This window comes from Luteibacter sp., from assembly GCF_051958795.1.
GTDB lineage: Bacteria > Pseudomonadota > Gammaproteobacteria > Xanthomonadales > Rhodanobacteraceae > Luteibacter.
On record NZ_JBQCFT010000119.1, the window covers coordinates 1 to 18,484 of the forward strand.

Here is an 18,484-nt window from a genome sequence, read left to right on the forward strand (position 1 = left end):
GTCACTGGGTCTCACCCGTCATCGCGAACGATGTCCCCCACGGGGGGGGCGCCTCCGGCGGCCGGGTTGCGGCGTCCGACCGTCAGCTCGCGGCGTCGAGGCCGGGGATCGTGCCGGCCAGCGTGCGTAGCAGCTCGGCGAAGCCGGCCAAATCATCCCGCCAGGGCGAGGCGCTGCGCCAGTACAGCGCGATATGCCGGCCGGGCCGGGCACCGGCGACGCCGGCGAGCACCACGTTCGGGATGGAGCGGAGGCGCTCGTGGGCCAGGATCGGCACGAGGGTATAGCCGCCGCGCAACGCCACCAGGGTGGCCAGGCTTTCGATCGAAAGATCCTGGATACGCTCCGGCCGCGCCGCCCCGGGCATGCCGAGGTCGGACACCCCGTTGCCGTGGCTCTCCGCCATCAGCGTCGCATCCGACGCATCCAGCTCGGTCAGCGCCACCTGGGCCTCCCCGGCGAGCGGGTGGCCCTTGTGCAGCATCAGTTCGTACGGCTCGAAGAACAGGGCCGTGGATTCCAGCCCGGTCGCGGTCGCGCTCGGCGGCGCCAGCACGGCATCCAGCTCGCCTTCCGCCAGCCGGCGCAGCAGCCCGCGCGGCTTGCCTTCGGAAATCGTGAGCCGCGCCCCGGGGAAGCGCTGCGGGAACGGTTCGATGACGTGCGGCAGGAGGTACGGGCCCAGCGTGGACGGCACGCCGAGGCGCAGTTCGCCGCCAAAGGCGACGTCGCCGGCCCGGGCGGCATGCTCCAGGTGCTCGGCCGCGGCCAGCACGCCCTCGATATAACCCAACAGACGCTGACCGGCGGTCGTCGGCACGACGCGCCGCCCACCCCGCTCGAACAGGGGCATGCCGAGCGCCTGCTCTACCTTCTGCACCTGGTGGGAAAGCCCCGAAGCGCTGATGTACATGGCCCTGGCGGCGCTGTTGAAGCTGCCTTCACGGGCCACGGCCTGGACCAGGGCGAGGTCGCGCAGGGACACCGATGACAGGGCCATCGAAATCATCGAACGCTGCGTGCCATCAAATGCGTTTGCGCCCATCCGCCGCCACCCTCATCCTTTTGCCGCCGATTTTCGCGCGGCGTGTGCCACGGACGGGCCATTCTAGCGGACCCAAGGTCTCACGGCGGTCGCATACGCACCGCAGACTGCGCGATAATCAACGCCTTTGGCACGCCCCGCAGGGGGCTGCCCGGCCTCCCCAGCTAAGCAAGCCACGCCAGGAGTACAGCATGAAAGACTCGTTCTCAGTCGCAGACAAAATCGAAGTCAACGGCAAGAGCCACAAGATCGCCAGCCTGGCCAAGCTGGGCCAGAAGTTCGACCTGAAGCGCCTGCCCTTCTCGATGAAGATCCTGCTCGAGAACCTGCTCCGCCAGGAAGACGGCGTGAACGTGACCTCGAAGGAAATCGAGGCCGTCGCCAACTGGAACGCCAAGGCCGAGCCGGACACCGAGATCTCGTTCATGCCCGCCCGCGTGGTGCTGCAGGATTTCACCGGCGTGCCCTGCGTGGTCGACCTGGCCGCCATGCGCGATGCCGTGAAGAAGCTCGGCGGCGACCCGAACCGCATCAACCCGCTGGCCCCGGCCGAACTGGTCATCGACCACTCGGTGCAGGTGGACGCGTTCGGTTCGGAAAGCGCCCTCGAGCAGAACGTCGAGATCGAGTTCGAGCGTAACCAGGAGCGTTACTCGTTCCTGCGCTGGGGCCAGAAGGCCTTCAACAACTTCAAGGTCGTGCCGCCGCGCACCGGCATCGTGCACCAGGTGAACCTCGAGAACCTGGCCCGCGTGGTGTTCACCAACGAAGTGGACGGTGAGTCGTTCGCCTACCCGGATACCGTGTTCGGTACCGACTCGCACACCACCATGATCAACGGCATCGGCGTGCTGGGCTGGGGCGTGGGCGGTATCGAAGCCGAAGCCGCCATGCTCGGCCAGCCGTCGTCCATGCTGATCCCGCAGGTCGTCGGCTTCCGCCTGACCGGCAAGCTGCCGGAAGGCGTGACCGCCACCGACCTCGTGCTCACCGTGACCCAGATGCTGCGCAAGCTCGGCGTCGTCGGCAAGTTCGTCGAGTTCTTCGGCAACGGCCTGCAGAACCTGCCGCTGGCCGACCGCGCCACCATCGCCAACATGGCCCCGGAATACGGCGCCACCTGCGGCATCTTCCCGATCGACCGGGAAGCGCTGAACTACCTGCGCCTCTCGGGCCGCGATGAAGGCCAGATCGCCCTCGTGGAAACCTATGCCAAGGCCCAGGGCCTGTGGCACGACGCCAACACGCCGGAAGCCGAGTTCACCACCGTGCTCGAGCTGGACATGGCGACCGTCAAGCCGTCGCTCGCCGGCCCGAAGCGCCCGCAGGATCGCGTGCTGCTCGAAGGCGTGACGCAGAGCTGCCTCGACGTGGTCGGCCCGCTGACCGCCAACCGCAAGACCAAGAACGGCGACACCTCGCGCTTCAGCAATGAAGGTGGCGGCACCGCCATCGGCAACGAAGCCAACGGCATCAACGAGGAAGGCGTGCTGGTCAGCAAGGATGGCCAGAACTTCCGCATCAACGATGGCTCGGTCGTGATCGCCGCGATCACCTCGTGCACGAACACCTCGAACCCGGCCGTCATGCTCGCCGCCGGCCTGGTGGCGAAGAAGGCTGCCGCTCGTGGCCTCACCAGCAAGCCGTGGGTCAAGCCGTCGCTCGGCCCGGGCTCGCTCGTCGTCACCGAATACCTCAAGAAGACCGGCCTGCTCGAAGAACTCGAGAAGGTGAACTTCTACGTGGTCGGCTACGGCTGCACCACCTGCATCGGTAACTCGGGTCCGCTGCCGGCTGAAATCAGCAAGGGCATCGCCGAGGGCGACCTGGCCGTGGCGTCGGTGCTCTCGGGCAACCGCAACTTCGAAGGCCGCGTGCATCCGGAAGTGAAGATGAACTACCTGGCCTCGCCGCCGCTGGTGGTCGCCTACGCCCTGGCCGGTACGCTCAACATCGACCTGACCACCGACGCGATCGGCACGGGCAGCGATGGCCAGCCGGTGTACCTGAAGGACATCTGGCCGAGCAACCAGGAAATCTCCGACCTCATCGCCGGCGCCATCAGCCCGGAGATGTTCAAGGACAGCTACGCCGACGTCTTCAAGGGCGACAGCCGCTGGAACCAGATCGCCTCGCCGGATGGCCAGACCTACGCGTGGGACGATTCGACCTACATCAAGAACCCGCCCTACTTCGACGGCATGTCGAAGGAAGCCGGCACCATCGAAGACATCCACGGTGCGCGCGCCATGGGCATCTTCGGTGACTCGATCACCACCGACCACATCTCGCCGGCCGGCTCGATCAAGAAGGACAGCCCGGCGGGCCGCTTCCTGATCTCGAAGGGCGTGGAGCCGAAGGACTTCAACTCCTACGGTTCGCGTCGCGGCAACGATGACGTGATGGTGCGTGGCACCTTCGCCAACATCCGCATCAAGAACCTGATGCTCGATGGCGTGGAAGGCGGCTACACCAGGTACATCCCGACCGGCGAACAGATGGCCATCTACGATGCGGCCATGAAGTACAAGGCCGACGGCACCCCGCTCGTCGTGCTGGCCGGCAAGGAATACGGCACCGGTTCGTCGCGTGACTGGGCGGCCAAGGGCACGCTGCTGCTGGGCGTCAAGGCCGTGATCACCGAGAGCTTCGAGCGCATCCACCGCTCCAACCTGGTCGGCATGGGCGTGCTGCCCTGCCAGTTCCAGGATGGCGAGAACGCGCAGACGCTCGGCCTGAAGGGCGATGAAGTGTTCGATATCACCGGCCTGAATGGCGGCGAGTCGAAGACCGCGCAGGTGAAGGCGACGCGTCCGGATGGCTCGGTGAAGGAGTTCACCGTGAAGGTGCTGCTCCTGACCCCGAAGGAGCGCGAGTTCTTCCGCCACGGCGGCATCCTGCAGTACGTGCTGCGCCAACTCGCAAAGGCGGCGTAACAAGAAAAAAAGCCCGGGAAACCGGGCTTTTTTTTGCCTGCTAGTCGTAGGAGCCCACCCTGTGGGCGACATCTTTCGCCTCTCCGCCGCAGACCCTGTGGCGTTATCGCGAACGGCGTCGCCCACAGGGTGGGCTCCTACAGTGCGCGGGTCCAGGTGGCGGTGATGCAGTGCCATGCGTCGCCGTCCTTCCGCCAGCCGGTTTCCACGCGGTACGCGCCCGCGTTGTCCGGGAGGACGCCGGAGCCCGCGGTTAGCGTGACCGTGAACGTCGCCACCATGCGCTCGCCGCGCGCCTCGACCGAGACCGGGCCGAGCAGTGCGTGGACTTTCTCGCCGCGCAGGGCGAACACCCGTACGAGGTTGGCCAGGTCGCGCTTGCCGAGCTGCCCGGCATTGCCATCGAAGTCGTCCGAAAGGTCCGCCACCGTCGCCGTGCTGCTGCCCTTCTCGGCGGAAGCCGCTGCCGCGGCAATCGCTTTGCGAATTTGCTCATCGTCCGGCGTGCGGTGACACGCGGCGAGCACCGCGAGGCTCATCAGGAGTAAGGTGGCCAAAAGCGTACGTAGCTGCATGATTTTCCTTTTTTGTGCCTCGCTGCGATGCGGCTTGCCGCTATACGCGCGCGTATGCTCCAATCCGTCCCACATTCAGGAGTCCGTCCCGTACATGAGCAACGAGCGCCCGTGGCTAGCCCACTATCCGGCCGGCGTACCCGCCGACATCGATGTCAACGCGTACCGCTCCGTTGCGGCGGTCTTCGAGGAATCGTTTCAGAAATTTCGTGACCGCCCTGCGTACAAGAATTTCGGGAAGGTACTGACCTACGGGCAGATCGACCAGCTCTCGGCCGCCTTCGCCGGCTTCCTCTCCGGGGAACTCGGCCTGAAGAAGGGCGACCGCGTGGCGATCATGCTGCCGAACCTGCTGCAGTATCCAGTGGTCCTGTTCGGCGCCCTGCGCCTCGGCCTCACGGTGGTCAACACCAACCCGCTGTACACCACCCGCGAACTGCACCACCAGCTCGAGGATTCCGGCGCGAAGGCGCTGGTCGTCCTGGATAACTTCGCGCACACCGTGCAGGAGGCCCTGCCGGGCACCCGCGTGGAGCACGTCGTCACCACCGGCGTCGGCGACCTGGTCGGCTTCCCCAAGGGCAGCATCATCAACTTCGTGGTCAAGCACGTCCGCAAGGAAGTGCCGCCGTTCAAGCTGCCGAAGCAGACCCGGTTCAACGATGCCGTCAGCCGTGGCAAGGCGCATCCCCTGCCCCAGGTCGATGTCAGCCACGACGATATCGCGTTCCTGCAGTACACCGGCGGCACCACCGGCGTCGCCAAGGGCGCCATGCTGACCCACCGCAACATGATCGCCAACATGCTGCAGGCCGATGCATGGATCAGCGGCGCCGCCACGGCCGGTGAGGAGATCATCGTCACCGCGCTGCCGCTGTACCACATCTTCTCGCTGACGGCGAACGGCCTGGTCTTCACCCGCATGGGTGCCATGAACCTGCTGATCACCAACCCGCGCGACATGAAGGGCTTCGTCAAGGAGCTGGGCAAGGAGAAGTTCACGGCGATCACCGGCGTCAACACGCTGTTCAATGGCCTGCTGAACACCCCGGGCTTCGCCGAACTCGACTTCTCGCGCCTGCACCTGTCGCTCGGCGGCGGCATGGCCGTGCAGCGCGCCGTGGCGGAACGCTGGAAGAAGACAACGGGTGTGACGCTGGCCGAGGCGTACGGCCTCACCGAGACCTCGCCGGCCGCGTGCATCAACCCGCTCGACCTGAAGGAATACAACGGCTCGATCGGCCTGCCGATCCCTTCGACCTATGTGCAGATCTGGGCCGACGACGGCACGGTACTGCCCATCGGCGAAGTCGGTGAGCTCTGCATCAAGGGCCCGCAGGTGATGAAGGGGTACTGGAACCGCCCGGACGAGACGGCCAAGGTGCTCGATGCGAACGGCTGGCTGCGCACCGGCGACATCGCGAAGATGGACGCCAACGGCTACCTGTATATCGTCGACCGCAAGAAGGACATGATCCTGGTCTCGGGCTTCAACGTGTACCCGAACGAGATCGAAGACATCGTCATGAGCCACCCCGGCGTGGCCGAAGTGGCCGCGGTGGGTATCGACGACGAGCATTCCGGCGAAGTCGTGAAGATCTTCGTCGTCCGCAAGGATCCGTCGCTGACCGAGGAAGCGCTCCGCGAGTTCTGCCGCGAGAAGCTCACCGGCTACAAGCGGCCGAAGCAGATTGAGTTCCGCGATTCGCTGCCTAAGACGAACGTGGGCAAGATCCTCCGCCGCGAGTTGCGGGATGAGGATCGCGCGAAGCAGAAGGCCGCCAAGGCCTGAACAAAAAAGCCGCCCAACCGGGCGGCTTTTTTTTGTAGGAGCCCACCCTGTGGGCGACGCTGTTCGCGAAGCGCCACAGGCCCTGTAGCGATATCGCGAAAGATGTCGCCCACAGGGTGGGCTCCTACGGGATACAGGTCAGTCGTCGGTCCACGCTTCGAGGGTGTCGGCGTAGCCGCCCAGCAGCTCCCATAACGGGGCCTGCTTCTCCTCGGGGATCAGTGAATACTCCATGCCGATCTGGCGGGCGCCGGCGCGTACGACGCGGGCTTCCACGTTGATGTGCAGGTCGTGCCCGAACACCATGTCCAGGATCCAGGTCTGGCCGGCTTCACCGCGCCAGCCGGAAGGGCGGCGCAACAAGGCGCCGGTGGCGGAGATGTCGATCAGTTCGGTGGGGTGCGCTTCCCCGCCGCGGCTCATCAGCACCGCGGTCTGTACCTTCATCCTTGCGTGGCGATAGCGCACGTTGGGATCTTCCTTGTCAGCCATCAGCTGTTCTACCCATCCTGCCTTTTGTCGGTTGACGATAACGGGCGGCATGGCCGCACCCCGCGAAACTTACCTTCCGTGTCACAAACGGACACATTAGCGCAGTAGGGTCACTCCCGGCCACGCGTCTTCAGCACGCCCGCCCTCACCAGCGCCCCGGCTCCGAAGCGCTCATTGATGCGGTCCTGCACGCCATCGGAGCGTTTTTCGCCGGATGGTGCCGCGAACATGTCCTGTTGTTCGTCGCCATGCCGCGCGTCAAAGCCCGAAAGCGTGACACCGAGCAGGCGCAACTTAGGCCGCGGATGCTGGTGCCACCAGACGTTTAGCAAGCGCCGTGCCACGGCGTAGATATCCGGGGTCGCGTTCCCCGGCACCGGCAGCTGCGCCTGCCGGCTGTGCGTGACAAACGGCGGCTCGCGCAGCTTCACCGACACGGTGCGTGCTTTCACCTCCCGCCCGCGGGCGCGTGCACCGACCCGCTCGCACTGGCGCAGGAGCCAGGCCTCGGCGGTCGGCAGGTCCTCCACGTCCAGGTCGAAGGTCCATTCGGCGCCGATCGAGACCTCCGGCGCGTCGGTGACCACGGGGCGGTTGTCCTCGCCCAGGCAGAGCTGGCGAAGCGTGGCGGCGTGGCGTTCGCCCACCGCCTTGTTCAGGCGCCAGGCATCCGCGCGCAGCAGGTCGCCGATGGTCCGGATCCCCACCTTGTGCAGGGCCTCCTCCGCCACCTTGCCGACCGTCCACATCCGCCCGATCGGCAGCGGATCCAGGTAGCCGCGTACCTCGTCGGGATGGATGTGCAGGAAGCCGTTCGGCTTGGAAAGCTCGCTGCCGAGCTTCGCCAGCAGCTTGTTGTGGGCCATGCCGACAGACGCGTTCAGGCCGGTGCGTTCACGGATGGTCTCCTTCACCCTGCGACCGATCGCCTCGATGGATGAGAAAAGCCGCAAGCTGCCCGTGACGTCGAGGAAGGCCTCGTCCAGCGACAGGCCCTCGATCATCGGCGTGACCTCGGCGAACACGTCGAAGACCACCGCCGAAATGGCCGCGTAGCGGTCGTGCCGGGGATGGATGTAGACGGCCTGCGGGCAGCGCCGGCGGGCTTCGGATGTGGGCATGGCCGAGCGGACGCCGTATTTCCGGGCCTCGTAGTTGCAGGTGGAAACCACCCCGCGCCGGCCCAGCCCGCCCACGATCACGGGCTTCCCAACCAGCGTGGGATCGTCCAGCTCCTCCACGGACGCATAGAAAGCGTCCATGTCGACATGGATGATGGCGCGCGGGTCGTGGGGCATGGGTGCTATTTTGCCGTAATGGCGGGCCCGGCACAGGGCTCCCCCGCTGGACTTGCGCGGGCACACGCTATACCCTGTATGTCAATCGGGTGAACTTATTCGGGCGTACCGCCCTCCCGGCCTGCAGTCAGGGCCGGCGGTGGTCTATGTTCCCGGCGATATCTCACAGACGGTGACCCTCCTGGGTATCCAGCGGCCATGCCTTCCGCTCGTCGGCGACGATGCGCGGCTTGCCCGGTGAGTTGGCGGTTAACCGCCGGACGGCATCGATTTGTTGCTTGCGTTCCCGGTCGCTTGAATGCGGCCCTTCTGACGTGTGCCGATGACTAACGAGACAACCGAAGTCCAGGTGGTCGAACAAACGCGGAATGCCTTTGCCGGCGTTCCCCAGCAGCAGGAAATGCCACTCGCGCTGGTACGCGGGCAGCCCGTGCTGCAGATGCCGCAGGATCTGTACATCCCGCCGGATGCGCTGGAAGTCATCCTCGAATCGTTCGAAGGCCCGCTGGACCTGCTGCTTTACCTGATCCGCAGGCAAAACCTGGACATCCTCGACATCCCTGTCGCCGAGATCACCCGGCAGTACATGGATTACATCGAGATGATGCGCGAGGTGATGCGGCTGGAGCTCGCGGCGGAATACCTGCTGATGGCCGCCATCCTGGCGGAGATCAAGTCCAGGCTGCTGCTGCCCCGCCCACCGGCCGAGGAAGGCCTCGAGGAAGACCCGCGCGCGGAGCTGGTACGCCGCCTGCAGGAGTACGAACGCTTCAAGAGGGCTGCGCAGGACATCGAAGACCTGCCGCGCCTGGAACGCGATACCACCGTGGTGCATGCCTTCGTCGGCGAACACAACGTGGTGCGCGTGCCGCCCCCGCTCGATCTCAGGGAGATGCTGCTCGCGCTCAAGGATGTGCTCAAGCGTGCCGATCTGTTTACGCACCATGCGATCCAGCGCGAGCCGCTCAGCGTCCGCCAGCGCATGGGCGACCTGCTCAACTCGCTGGGCACGGGTGGGTTCCACCGTTTTGAAACGCTGTTCGACGTCAGCGAAGGCCGGCTCGGGGTCGTGGTCACGTTCCTGGCCATGCTCGAACTCGCGAAGGAAATGCTCGTCGAGATCGTCCAGGAACAAGCCCTGGGCCCGATCTACCTGAAGACCAAGGTACAGACGGAGGCCGAGCCCGAAGAAGCGCTCGCCTGACGGCCCAGCCGGGCCACGAACAGGGGGCACCGCCCAGGCGGCCGTCCCTGTGCACGAACCGAACCGCGCCCCGAGGGCACGGCACACCCCAAGGCCTATGCAACCCGAACAGCTCAAACCCATCGTGGAAGCGGCGCTGCTGGCGTCGACCCAGCCGATGACGATCGTGCAGCTCAAGGCGATCTTCGGCGAGGAAGAGGAAGTCGGCACGGACGAGCTCAAGGCGGCGCTCGACCTGCTGGCCGCGGATTGCGAAGGCCGCGGCGTGGAGCTGCTGGAAGTCGCCTCCGGCTGGCGCTACCAGGTCCGCCGCGAAGTCCATGGCTGGGTATCGCGGATGTGGGCGGAGAAGCCCAGCCGCTACTCCCGCGCCCTGCTGGAAACCCTGGCGCTCATCGCGTACCGCCAGCCCATCACCCGCCCGGAGATCGAACAGATCCGTGGCGTGGTGGTCTCCTCGAACATCATCAAGACGCTCGAGGAACGCGAATGGATCCGCGTGGTGGGTTATCGCGACGTACCGGGCCGCCCGGCCCTGTTCGGCACCACCCGCATGTTCCTGGATTACTTCAACCTCAAGTCGCTGGACAACCTGCCGCCACTGTCGGAGATCCGCGACCTCGAAGAGCTCAACCCGCAGATGCGCCTTGAAGGCGATGCGGATGGCGTACCGGCCCGTGCCGCCCTGCCCAATCCGGACCTCGAGATCGATCCCGAGGCCAGCGAAGGCGAAGAGGGCAACGAGCCCGCCAACGAACCGCCCGCCGGCGATGACGACATCGCCGCGGCTTCCCACACTGCCGACGAGGCAGAGAACCCCGACGGCGCCGCCGAAGAAGACGAAGGCGCCGGGCAGAACCCCGAGGAGTCACGCGCATGAATGCGCCACAACGTTCCGTACTTAGCCTGAAGCGCGCCGATGCCCCCACGGGCGAGGCTGCCCAGCTCGAAGAGCGCCTGCACAAGGTGCTCGCCAACGCCGGCCTCGGCTCGCGCCGGATGCTCGAACAGCGCATCCAGGCTGGCGAGGTCGAGGTCAACGGCACCGTCGCCAGCATTGGCGCCAGCGTCCACGCCGGTGACCGCGTCGGGCTCGACGGCAAGCAGTTCGTCGTCGCCACCGACAACCGCAGCGATGCCGAAGTGCTGGTCTACCACAAGCCGGAAGGCGTGGTGACCACCCGCGAAGACACCGAAGGCCGCCCCACCGTGTTCGAACAGCTGCCGCGCCTGAAGGGTGCGCGCTGGGTCGCCGTGGGTCGCCTCGATATCAACACGACCGGCCTGCTCCTGCTCACGACGGATGGCGAACTCGCCAACGCGCTGATGCACCCGAAGAGCGGCCTGGAGCGTGAATACCTCTGCCGCGTGCACGGCGAAGTGCCCGATGAAATCATCGAGCGCCTCAAGGCCGGCGTGGAGCTGGAAGACGGCCCCGCCCGCTTCGACGAAATCGCCATCATCAGCCGCGGCGGCAGCCACAGCTGGTTCCGCGTCACGATCCGCGAAGGCCGTAACCGCGAAGTGCGCCGCCTGTGGGATTCGCAGGGCTTCCTCGTGAGCCGCCTGAAGCGGATCCGCTACGGCACGGTCGAACTCCCGCGCGCCCTGCGCCGCGGCGATTGCGAAAACCTCGACGAGACCGCCATCAAGGCCCTGCGCGAGCGCGCTGGCCTGGGTGCACCGGCACCGGTCCTGACGCTGAGCGCCGTGGTGCACCAGCGCCGCGCCCCGCGCCACGTCACCGAATACCGCCCGGACAAGGCGTCCACGGGCGCCTGGAGCTCGGCACGCCACGATGAAGCCCGCGAACTCACCGCCTTCGATCGCCTGCGTGACGACACACCGGGCCGTGGCGGCCGCGGTGGTCGCGGCGGCAAGCCGGGTGGTGGCGGTGGCCGCGAAGTGAACGGCAACGTCGCTCGTCCGGACCGCGCCTCCAAGCCGCGCAAGCCCTCCTCGCGTCGCGTGGCGCCGGGCCAGGAGCTGCCGGCGATGCGCACGTGGTTCGCCGGCGATAGCCGCACCGGTGGCGGCGGCGGCAATGCCAACGGCAACGTGGCAGGCGGCCCGTCGGGCAATCGTGGGGGCAGCCGTGGCCCGCGTGGTGGCCAGGGTGGCCAGGGCGGCGGCAATCGCGCCCAGGGTGGCGGCCAGGGCGGCGGTAACCGTTCCTACGGCGGCGGCCAGGGTGGCGGCGGCTACGGTGGCCAGGGCGGCGGTAATCGTGCTGCCGGCGGCCAGGGCGGCCCGAGCCGTTCCGGTGGCAACCGCGCCTCCGGTGGCGGCGCAGGCGGCAACCGTGGCCCGCGTGGCCCCGGTGGCGGTAACCGCGGTGGCCAGGGTGGCGCCGGCGGTGGCAACCGTGGCCCGCGCGGCGGCAACCGCGGCGGTGGCGGCGGTGGTAACCGCGGCGGCAACTTCTAAGCGTGCCCGCCACGCTTTGGCATAACCCGCGATGCTCTAAATCGCGGGAGACGCTGGCGCTCCTCCAGGAGCACGGCGTCGAGCCGGTGATCGTCGAATACCTGAAGGTTCCGCCCACCGCGGCGGAACTGGATCGCGTGCTCAAGCTGCTTGGCCTCGAGCCGCGCGCGCTGATGCGCAAGGGCGAGGATGAGTACGCCGGCGTGCCTGTCGAAGGCAGCCGCGCGGAACTCATCGCCTACATGGTGGAACACCCGAAGCTCATCGAGCGGCCGGTGTTCATCAACGGTAAGAAGGCCGCCGTCGGGCGGCCGCCGGAAGCGGTCCTCGCGATCCTCTGATCGTAGGAGCCCACCCTGTGGGCGACGCCGTTCGCGACGCCGCTACAGGACTCGTGGCTCCTTCGCGAAAGATGTCGCCCACAGGGTGGGCTCCTACTTGTGGCGTGAAGCCAGTTTGGCGGCGACCTGGCCGAACCCAATCCCCCGCGCACGCAGCACCACCATCAGGTGGAATACCAGGTCGGCGGCCTCGCCGATCAGTGCGTCGTCGTCTTCGGCGACTGCGGCGAGCGCCGTCTCGACGCCCTCCTCGCCCACCTTCTGCGCCATGCGGCGGATGCCGCCTTCAAACAGCCTGGTCGTGTAGCTGCCGTCCGGCCGCTCGGCGTGGCGTGAGGCCACCAGCGCATCAAGCTCGGCGAGGAAGCCGAGCGACGGGACCACGTCATTTCCGAAGCAGCTCGTCGTGCCGGTGTGGCAGGTCGGGCCGGCCGGAATGGCGCGCACCAGTATCGTGTCGTTGTCGCAATCGATCTTCAGGTCGACCAGTGCCAGCGTGTCGCCGGAGGTCTCGCCCTTCGTCCACAGGCGCTGCTTGCTGCGGCTGAAGAACGTCACGAGGCCGGTGTCACGGGTCTTCGCGAGCGCCGCCTCGTCCATGTAACCAAGCATCAGCACCTCGCCCGTGCGGGCGTGCTGGACGATCGCAGGCACCAGGCCATCGCCCTTGGTGAAATCGGGGGTCATACGCGTACCTCGATGCCCTGCGCGCGCAGCTCGCGCTTCAGGGCGGGAATGGCGATATCGCCGGAATGGAATACGCTCGCCGCCAGGGCAGCATCGACATCGGCGTCGCGGAAGACGTCGACAAAGTGCGCCGGCGTACCGGCGCCGCCGGATGCGACCAGCGGCACCTGGGCCAGCGCGCGTGCGGCGCGCAACTGTTCCAGATCGTACCCACGGCGCACGCCATCGGTGCCCATGCAGTTCAACACGATTTCGCCGGCGCCCAGGGCCTGCACCTCCTCGATCCAGTCGAGCGTGCGCTTGCGCAGAGCCTTCGTGCGCGAGGGATCGCCGGTGTACTGGCGCACCCGCCATTCGCCGTCCTCGTCACGCAGGCTGTCGACACCGACGACCACGCACTGCACGCCGAACGCATCGGCGATCTCGCGCACCAGTGCCGGACGTTCCAGTGCGGGCGAATTGATGGACACCTTGTCCGCACCGGCATGCAACACCTCGCGGGCATCATCGACCGAACGGATGCCGCCGGCGACGCAGAACGGGATATCGATTTCGCGGGCCACGCGTTCGACCCAGTCGCGGTCGACGCGGCGGCCCTCGGGGCTCGCCGTGATGTCGTAGAACACGAGCTCGTCGGCGCCTTCGTCGCGATAGCGCAGCGCGAGTTCCACGATCTCGCCGACCACCACGTGGTCGCGGAAACGCACGCCCTTCACGACCTGGCCGTCGCGCACATCCAGGCAGGGAATGATTCGGCGGCTCAGCATGCGGCGTCCGCCCTGGCTGTCACTGCGAGCGCGTCGGCCATGCTGAATTCACCCTGCAACAGCGCGCGGCCGAGGATCACGCCCGCCACGCCCTGCAAGGCCAGGCCGGTGACATCCGCGAGCGAGCGCACGCCGCCGGACGCCTGCACGCGCAGCGTCGGCGCGATGGCCGCCACGTGGCGGTACAAGGCGGTGTTCGGGCCGGTCATGGTGCCATCGCGGTCAATGTCGGTGCACAGCAGGTGGCGGGCACCTGCTTCCATGTAGAACGGCAGCAGGTCGTCCAGCGTGCGCGGCTCCTCCGCCGTCCAACCCGCACTCGGCAGGCGCCACTCGCCATCGCGGAAGCGCGTATCGAGCGCCAGCACGATGCGCTCCGCGCCATAGCGTCCGATCCACGCAGCCACTGCCTCGGGCTCGCGAATCGCGATGCTGCCGACCACGACACGCGCCACGCCGGCATCGAGCAGGCGGCGCACGCCCTCCTCATCGCGGATGCCACCACCCGCCTGCACGGCGAGCCCGGCGGATGCCGCGATCGCCATCAGCGTGGGCAGGTTTTCGAACTGGCCGGAACGCGCGCCATCCAGGTCCACCACGTGCAACCACGTGGCACCGTCAGCGGCGTAGCGCCGGGCCAGTTCCACGGGCTCAAAGGCGAAGGTGGTCTGCTGCTCGTAGTCGCCCTTGAACAGGCGGACGACCTTGCCGTCGCGCAGGTCGATCGCGGGAATGGGTAGGGTCATAGCGAAAGGAAATTCCGGAGAAGCTGGGCACCCACCCGGGCGGAACGCTCGGGGTGAAACTGCATGCCCATGAAGTTGTCGGCGGCGACCACGGCGGAGAACGGCGTGCCGTGCTCGCTCGCGACGAGCGTGTAATCGCCGACGGGTACGGCGTAGCTGTGCACGAAGTACGCCGTATCGCCTTCGCGCAGGCCGGCGGTGAGCGGATGTGAGCCGTGAGCTTCCAGGTGGTTCCAGCCCATGTGCGGCACACGGAGGCCGGGCGCGACGGGGATGTGGCGCACGTTCGCGGGTACGACGCCCAGGCATTCCGTATCGCCCTCGTCGGAGCGCTCGCAAAGCAGCTGCATGCCGAGGCAAACGCCGAGCACCGGCTGCTTCAGTCCGCGCAGGACATCGACCAGGCCCGCTTCGCGAAGGCGGCGCATGCCTGGGCCAGCCGCACCAACACCCGGCAGGATGACGTGCGTGGCCGAGCGGATCCGCGCTGGGTCCGCGGTGAGTTCCGCATCCGTGCCAAGCCGCTGCAAGGCATAGCGCACGGAGCCGATATTGGTGCCGCCAGCATCGACCAGGACCACGCGCATCACAGGCTGCCCTTCGTGCTGGGCAGCTCGGCACCTTCGCGGCGGATCGCCTGGCGCAGGGTGCGCGCGACCACTTTGAAGCAGCCTTCCACCATGTGGTGCGCGTTTTCGCCGTGCACGGTGAGGTGCAGGTTCGCGCCGAGCGTTTCGCATAGCGAGCGGAAGAAGTGCGGCACCAGTTCGGTCGGCACATCGCCCACGCGCTCGCGCGGGAACGTGCCTTCGAACACGAAGTAAGGGCGCCCGGAGAGATCCAGTTCCGCGCGCGCGGCGCTTTCATCCATGGGCAATGCGAAGCCGTAACGGCCGATGCCGCGCTTGTCGCCCAGGGCGACACGCAAGGCCTGGCCCAGCGCCAGCGCGCAGTCCTCGATCGTGTGGTGTTCGTCGATGTGGGTGTCGCCGTCGCAGCGCAGGCTCAGGGCGAAACCGCCGTGCTTCCCGATCTGCTCGAGCATGTGGTCGAAGAAGCCCAGGCCCGTGCTGACGACCGGCTCGGCCACCCGATCCAGGTCCACCTGCACGCGGATGGCGGTCTCCTTCGTCTTGCGGGTGATCTCCGCAACGCGTGGCGCATCGAGCACCGCATGGGCGATTTCCGCCCAGCCATGGCCGCTCGCGCCGACAAGGAAACCGCGTACACCCATATTCGCCGCGAAGGCCGTATCCGTTTCGCGGTCGCCGACCATGGCCGACTGGCCGCGGCTCCAGCTGTCATCGGCGAGCCAGTGCCGCGCCAGGCCCGTGTTCGGCTTGCGCGTGTCACGGTTCTCGTGCGGGAAGCTTCGATCGATCAGCTGTTCGCGGAAGGTGATGCCCTGCGAGCCGAGGATCCGCAGCAGGAGATTGTGCGGGCCATCGAAGGCTTCCTGCGGGAAAGCGGGCGTGCCCAGGCCGTCCTGGTTGGTCACCATCACCAGCTCGTAGCCTGCACCGACGAAGCGTTGCAGCGCGGCCACGACGCCGGGCATGAGCGCGAGCTTTTCGAAGCTGTCGATCTGCTCGTCGGCAGGCTCCTCGATCAGGCAGCCATCGCGGTCCACGAAGAGGATCTTGCGACTCATGCGCTGGCCCCCGCTCGCAGCACGGCAAGCACGCGGTCGTTCTCGTTGCCGGTGCCGATGGTGATGCGCAGCGCATCGCCGAGGCCGGGGTACTTCGTGATGTCGCGCACGACGACGCCCGCAGCGAGCAGGCGCCGGTAGGTGCCGGCGGCATCGTCGAAACGGACGGCCAGGAAGTTGGCATGCGACGGGAGCACTTCGCGCACACCCGGAGCCTTGGACAGCGCGACGGCCATGCGCGCACGCTCATTCAGCAGTTCGTGCACGTGGTGGCGCTGCACGCGCCGGCCTTCGTAGGAGAGCGCGGCCAGTGCCGCATCCACGCACGGGGAAGGCAGCGGGTACGGCGCGATGATCCGGCGCAGCAGGCCGATCACCTCGGCGCGCGCGACCAGTGCACCGACACGCGCGCCCGCCAGCGACCAGGCTTTCGAGAGCGTCCGCAAAACGGCCACGTGCTCCAAGGTATCGAGCAGCCGCGTCGCGCTCGGCGTGCCGGAGAATTCGGCATAGGCTTCGTCGACGACCAGCAGCGCCCTGCCCTGCAAGGCCTCGGCGAGATCGCGTAGCGCCTCGAGAGGCACGAGGTTGCCGGTCGGGTTGTTGGGCGTGCAGACGTAGACCAGCTTCGTTGCCGGGGTGACTGCGGCGAGCAGCTTGCCGGTGTCGAGCGAGCCATCCGCTTCGAGGGGCGCCTCGACCACGGCTGCGCCCTGGATATGCGCGGAGACCGCGTACATGCCGAAGGTGGGCGGCGAGATGACGATGCCGTCCTGGCCCGCGCGGCAGAACGCGCGGGTGAGCAGGTCGATCGCTTCGTCGCTACCCCGCGTGACGAGCACGCGGTCCGGCGTGGTGCCATACAGCTCGGCCAGGGTGTCGACGAGGCCACGCGGCTGGGGATCCGGATAGCGGTTCAGTCCATCGCCACCGGGAAAGCTCGGCGCGCGTGCGGACTCATTCGCGTTGAGCAGCACGGTACCGCCGGAGGCTTCCATGCGTGCGCTCGAATACGGTGCCAGCGCGCGGATATCGGGACGGGCAAGGTCGAGCACGCTCATGCTTCGGCCCCCATCGCCTCGAGACGCAGGGTGACCGCACGACGGTGCGCCTCCAGCTGTTCGGCGGCGGCGAGCGTCGCGGCGCACGGGCCGATCGCGCGCAACCCGGCGGCGCTCGCTTCCTGCACCGTCACCTGCTTCTGGAAACTGGCGACCGAGACGCCGCTGTAACTGCGCGCGTAGCCGTAGGTGGGCAAGACGTGGTTGCTGCCGCTGCAGTAGTCGCCCAGCGATTCGGGCGTCCATTCGCCGAGGAAGACCGAACCCGCGGACTCGACGCCGTCGAGGAGATCGCGCGGTCGGGCGGTCTGGATGATCAGGTGTTCCGGTGCGTAGCGGTTGCTCACGGCGAGCGCCTGGCCGAGGTCACGGACATGGACGAGGCGGCTCTCGGCCAGTGCGCTGGCTGCGGTGTCCGCGCGGGGCAGTTCGAGCCGCTGGCGTTCGACTTCCGCTTCGACCTTGTCGAGCAGTTCTGCCGACGGGCTGACCAGCAGCACCTGCGAATCCGGCCCGTGCTCCGCCTGCGAGAGCAGGTCGGCGGCGATGAAGCGCGGCTCCGCATCGGCATCCGCGATGACGAGCACCTCGGAAGGAGCGGCGGGCCTGTCGATCGCCGCCCCATCGGGGTCGCCGGAGACCTGCAGCTTCGCCTCGGTCACCCAGGCGTTACCCGGGCCGACCAGCTTGTCGCAGCGCGGGACCGATGCGGTGCCATAGGCCATCGCGGCGATCGCCTGCGCGCCGCCGAGCTTGAACACTTTGTGCACACCGGTCGCCCTCGCGGCGAACAGCACCGCATCGTCGCAGCGTCCGTTCGCCTGCACCGGCGTGCACAGCACGACCTCCTGACACCCGGCGAGGCCCGCGGGCACGCCCAACATGATGGCCGTGGACGGCAGCGGCGCGCCGCCGGCGGGGACGTACAGGCCCACCCGGCGGATGGGCCGCAGCACGCGCTCTACGCGCACACCTGGCGCCGTCTCAACGCTGACCGCAGTCGGTGCGGCGGCACGGTGGAAGCGCTCGATGCGCTCAGCCGCTTCGCGCACCGCGGCCTTCAAGGCAGGGTCGAGGCGCGCTTCGGCCGCGGCGAATTCCTCATCGGTCACTTCGAGCGCCGCGAGCGTCGCCCCGTCGTAGCGCGCGGTCAGTTCCCGCAGCGCCTCGTCTCCACGCGAGCGCACATCGGCGACGATCGCTTCGACGCCTTCGCGCAGCGCCTTCGAACGCGACTGCGCAGGCCGCGCCAGCGCGGCATCTCGCCCTGCTTCGTCAAGCGTGTTCCAGTCGATCCGCTTCATGCCAGCATCTTCTCCACCGGCAGTACCAGCATGTCGCGCGCGCCCGCACGCTTCATGTCTTCGAGCTGACGCCAGCTCACGCTGCCCGCGCACAGGGCCTGAAGCACCACCTGATCCGGCGCGCCATCCACCGCGGTGAGCGTGGGAATCGGCAGGCC

Annotated in this window: 17 protein-coding genes and 1 pseudogene; 6 read left to right on the plus strand and 12 right to left on the minus strand. The window is 67.6% G+C overall.

Translation table 11 applies throughout. From position 1 onward, the window contains the following. Positions 1-82: 82 nt before the first annotated feature. On the minus strand, positions 83-1,045 hold the full coding sequence (locus ACTHLF_RS06580) for a LysR family transcriptional regulator (RefSeq protein ID WP_440325916.1): 963 nt from the start codon (positions 1,043-1,045) through the stop codon (positions 83-85). Positions 1,046-1,236: 191 nt separating this feature from the next. Between ACTHLF_RS06580 and acnA the strand changes: the two genes are divergently transcribed. Beyond that, the gene (gene acnA, locus ACTHLF_RS06585) at positions 1,237-3,981 is read left to right on the plus strand and encodes an aconitate hydratase AcnA (RefSeq protein WP_440325917.1); all 2,745 of its coding nucleotides are present in this window, start codon (positions 1,237-1,239) and stop codon (positions 3,979-3,981) included. 137 nt (positions 3,982-4,118) lie between these two features. On the opposite strand, the gene ACTHLF_RS06590 is transcribed toward acnA, so the two are convergent. Beyond that, positions 4,119-4,556, minus strand: a complete 438-nt coding sequence (locus ACTHLF_RS06590; protein WP_440325918.1) for a hypothetical protein — start codon at positions 4,554-4,556, stop codon at positions 4,119-4,121. Between the two features lie 94 nt (positions 4,557-4,650). Here ACTHLF_RS06590 and ACTHLF_RS06595 point away from each other — a divergent pair, with 94 nt between their 5' ends. Then, positions 4,651-6,348 carry an AMP-binding protein gene (locus tag ACTHLF_RS06595; RefSeq protein ID WP_440325919.1) on the plus strand — a complete coding sequence of 566 codons (1,698 nt, stop codon included), beginning with the start codon at positions 4,651-4,653 and terminating at the stop codon, positions 6,346-6,348. A 138-nt stretch (positions 6,349-6,486) separates the two neighbouring features. Here the strand turns inward: ACTHLF_RS06595 and ACTHLF_RS06600 are convergent, their stop codons facing one another. Together ACTHLF_RS06600 and dinB are read right to left on the minus strand one after the other, a co-directional pair. After that, positions 6,487-6,840, minus strand: a complete 354-nt coding sequence (locus ACTHLF_RS06600; RefSeq protein ID WP_440325920.1) for a PilZ domain-containing protein — start codon at positions 6,838-6,840, stop codon at positions 6,487-6,489. 110 nt (positions 6,841-6,950) lie between these two features. Beyond that, positions 6,951-8,138 carry a DNA polymerase IV gene (gene dinB, locus ACTHLF_RS06605; protein WP_440325921.1) on the minus strand — a complete coding sequence of 396 codons (1,188 nt, stop codon included), beginning with the start codon at positions 8,136-8,138 and terminating at the stop codon, positions 6,951-6,953. Positions 8,139-8,538: 400 nt separating this feature from the next. On the opposite strand from dinB, the gene ACTHLF_RS06610 reads away from it, so the two are divergent. The 4 genes from ACTHLF_RS06610 (at position 8,539) to arsC (ending at position 12,110) form a co-directional block, all read left to right on the plus strand. Then, positions 8,539-9,342, plus strand: a complete 804-nt coding sequence (locus tag ACTHLF_RS06610) for a segregation and condensation protein A (protein WP_440325942.1) — start codon at positions 8,539-8,541, stop codon at positions 9,340-9,342. A gap of 97 nt (positions 9,343-9,439) precedes the next feature. Beyond that, a complete protein-coding gene (gene scpB / locus ACTHLF_RS06615; RefSeq protein WP_440325923.1) occupies positions 9,440-10,222 on the plus strand; it encodes an SMC-Scp complex subunit ScpB in 783 nt (260 codons plus the stop codon). Next, complete coding sequence (locus tag ACTHLF_RS06620) at positions 10,219-11,769, plus strand: pseudouridine synthase (RefSeq protein WP_440325925.1); 1,551 nt, start codon at positions 10,219-10,221, stop codon at positions 11,767-11,769. Before scpB ends, ACTHLF_RS06620 begins: the two co-directional genes overlap by 4 nt. Positions 11,770-11,771: 2 nt before the next feature. Beyond that, complete coding sequence (arsC, locus tag ACTHLF_RS06625) at positions 11,772-12,110, plus strand: arsenate reductase (glutaredoxin) (RefSeq protein WP_440325927.1); 339 nt, start codon at positions 11,772-11,774, stop codon at positions 12,108-12,110. Between the two features lie 93 nt (positions 12,111-12,203). Here the strand turns inward: arsC and hisIE are convergent, their stop codons facing one another. The 8 genes and pseudogenes from hisIE to ACTHLF_RS06665 form a co-directional block, all read right to left on the minus strand. Next, a complete protein-coding gene (hisIE, locus tag ACTHLF_RS06630; RefSeq protein ID WP_440325929.1) occupies positions 12,204-12,797 on the minus strand; it encodes a bifunctional phosphoribosyl-AMP cyclohydrolase/phosphoribosyl-ATP diphosphatase HisIE in 594 nt (197 codons plus the stop codon). After that, complete coding sequence (gene hisF, locus ACTHLF_RS06635) at positions 12,794-13,564, minus strand: imidazole glycerol phosphate synthase subunit HisF (protein WP_440325931.1); 771 nt, start codon at positions 13,562-13,564, stop codon at positions 12,794-12,796. The genes hisIE and hisF overlap by 4 nt, the downstream gene beginning before the upstream one ends. Next, positions 13,558-14,310, minus strand: coding sequence for a 1-(5-phosphoribosyl)-5-[(5-phosphoribosylamino)methylideneamino]imidazole-4-carboxamide isomerase (gene hisA, locus ACTHLF_RS06640; protein ID WP_440325933.1), 753 nt, complete (start codon positions 14,308-14,310; stop codon positions 13,558-13,560). Before hisA ends, hisF begins: the two co-directional genes overlap by 7 nt. Next, a complete protein-coding gene (gene hisH, locus ACTHLF_RS06645; protein WP_440325934.1) occupies positions 14,307-14,897 on the minus strand; it encodes an imidazole glycerol phosphate synthase subunit HisH in 591 nt (196 codons plus the stop codon). Before hisH ends, hisA begins: the two co-directional genes overlap by 4 nt. Further along, entirely contained in the window at positions 14,897-15,961 is a 1,065-nt protein-coding gene (gene hisB, locus ACTHLF_RS06650) for a bifunctional histidinol-phosphatase/imidazoleglycerol-phosphate dehydratase HisB (protein ID WP_440325936.1), read from the minus strand. Before hisB ends, hisH begins: the two co-directional genes overlap by 1 nt. Then, positions 15,958-17,022: a histidinol-phosphate transaminase gene (hisC, locus tag ACTHLF_RS06655; RefSeq protein WP_440325938.1), complete on the minus strand. Its 1,065-nt coding sequence runs from the start codon at positions 17,020-17,022 to the stop codon at positions 15,958-15,960. The genes hisB and hisC overlap by 4 nt, the downstream gene beginning before the upstream one ends. After that, positions 17,019-18,326: a histidinol dehydrogenase gene (hisD, locus tag ACTHLF_RS06660; RefSeq protein ID WP_440325940.1), complete on the minus strand. Its 1,308-nt coding sequence runs from the start codon at positions 18,324-18,326 to the stop codon at positions 17,019-17,021. Before hisD ends, hisC begins: the two co-directional genes overlap by 4 nt. After that, a pseudogene (locus ACTHLF_RS06665) lies at positions 18,323-18,484 on the minus strand (ATP phosphoribosyltransferase); the annotation flags it as partial. The pseudogene ACTHLF_RS06665 and the gene hisD, both read right to left, overlap by 4 nt.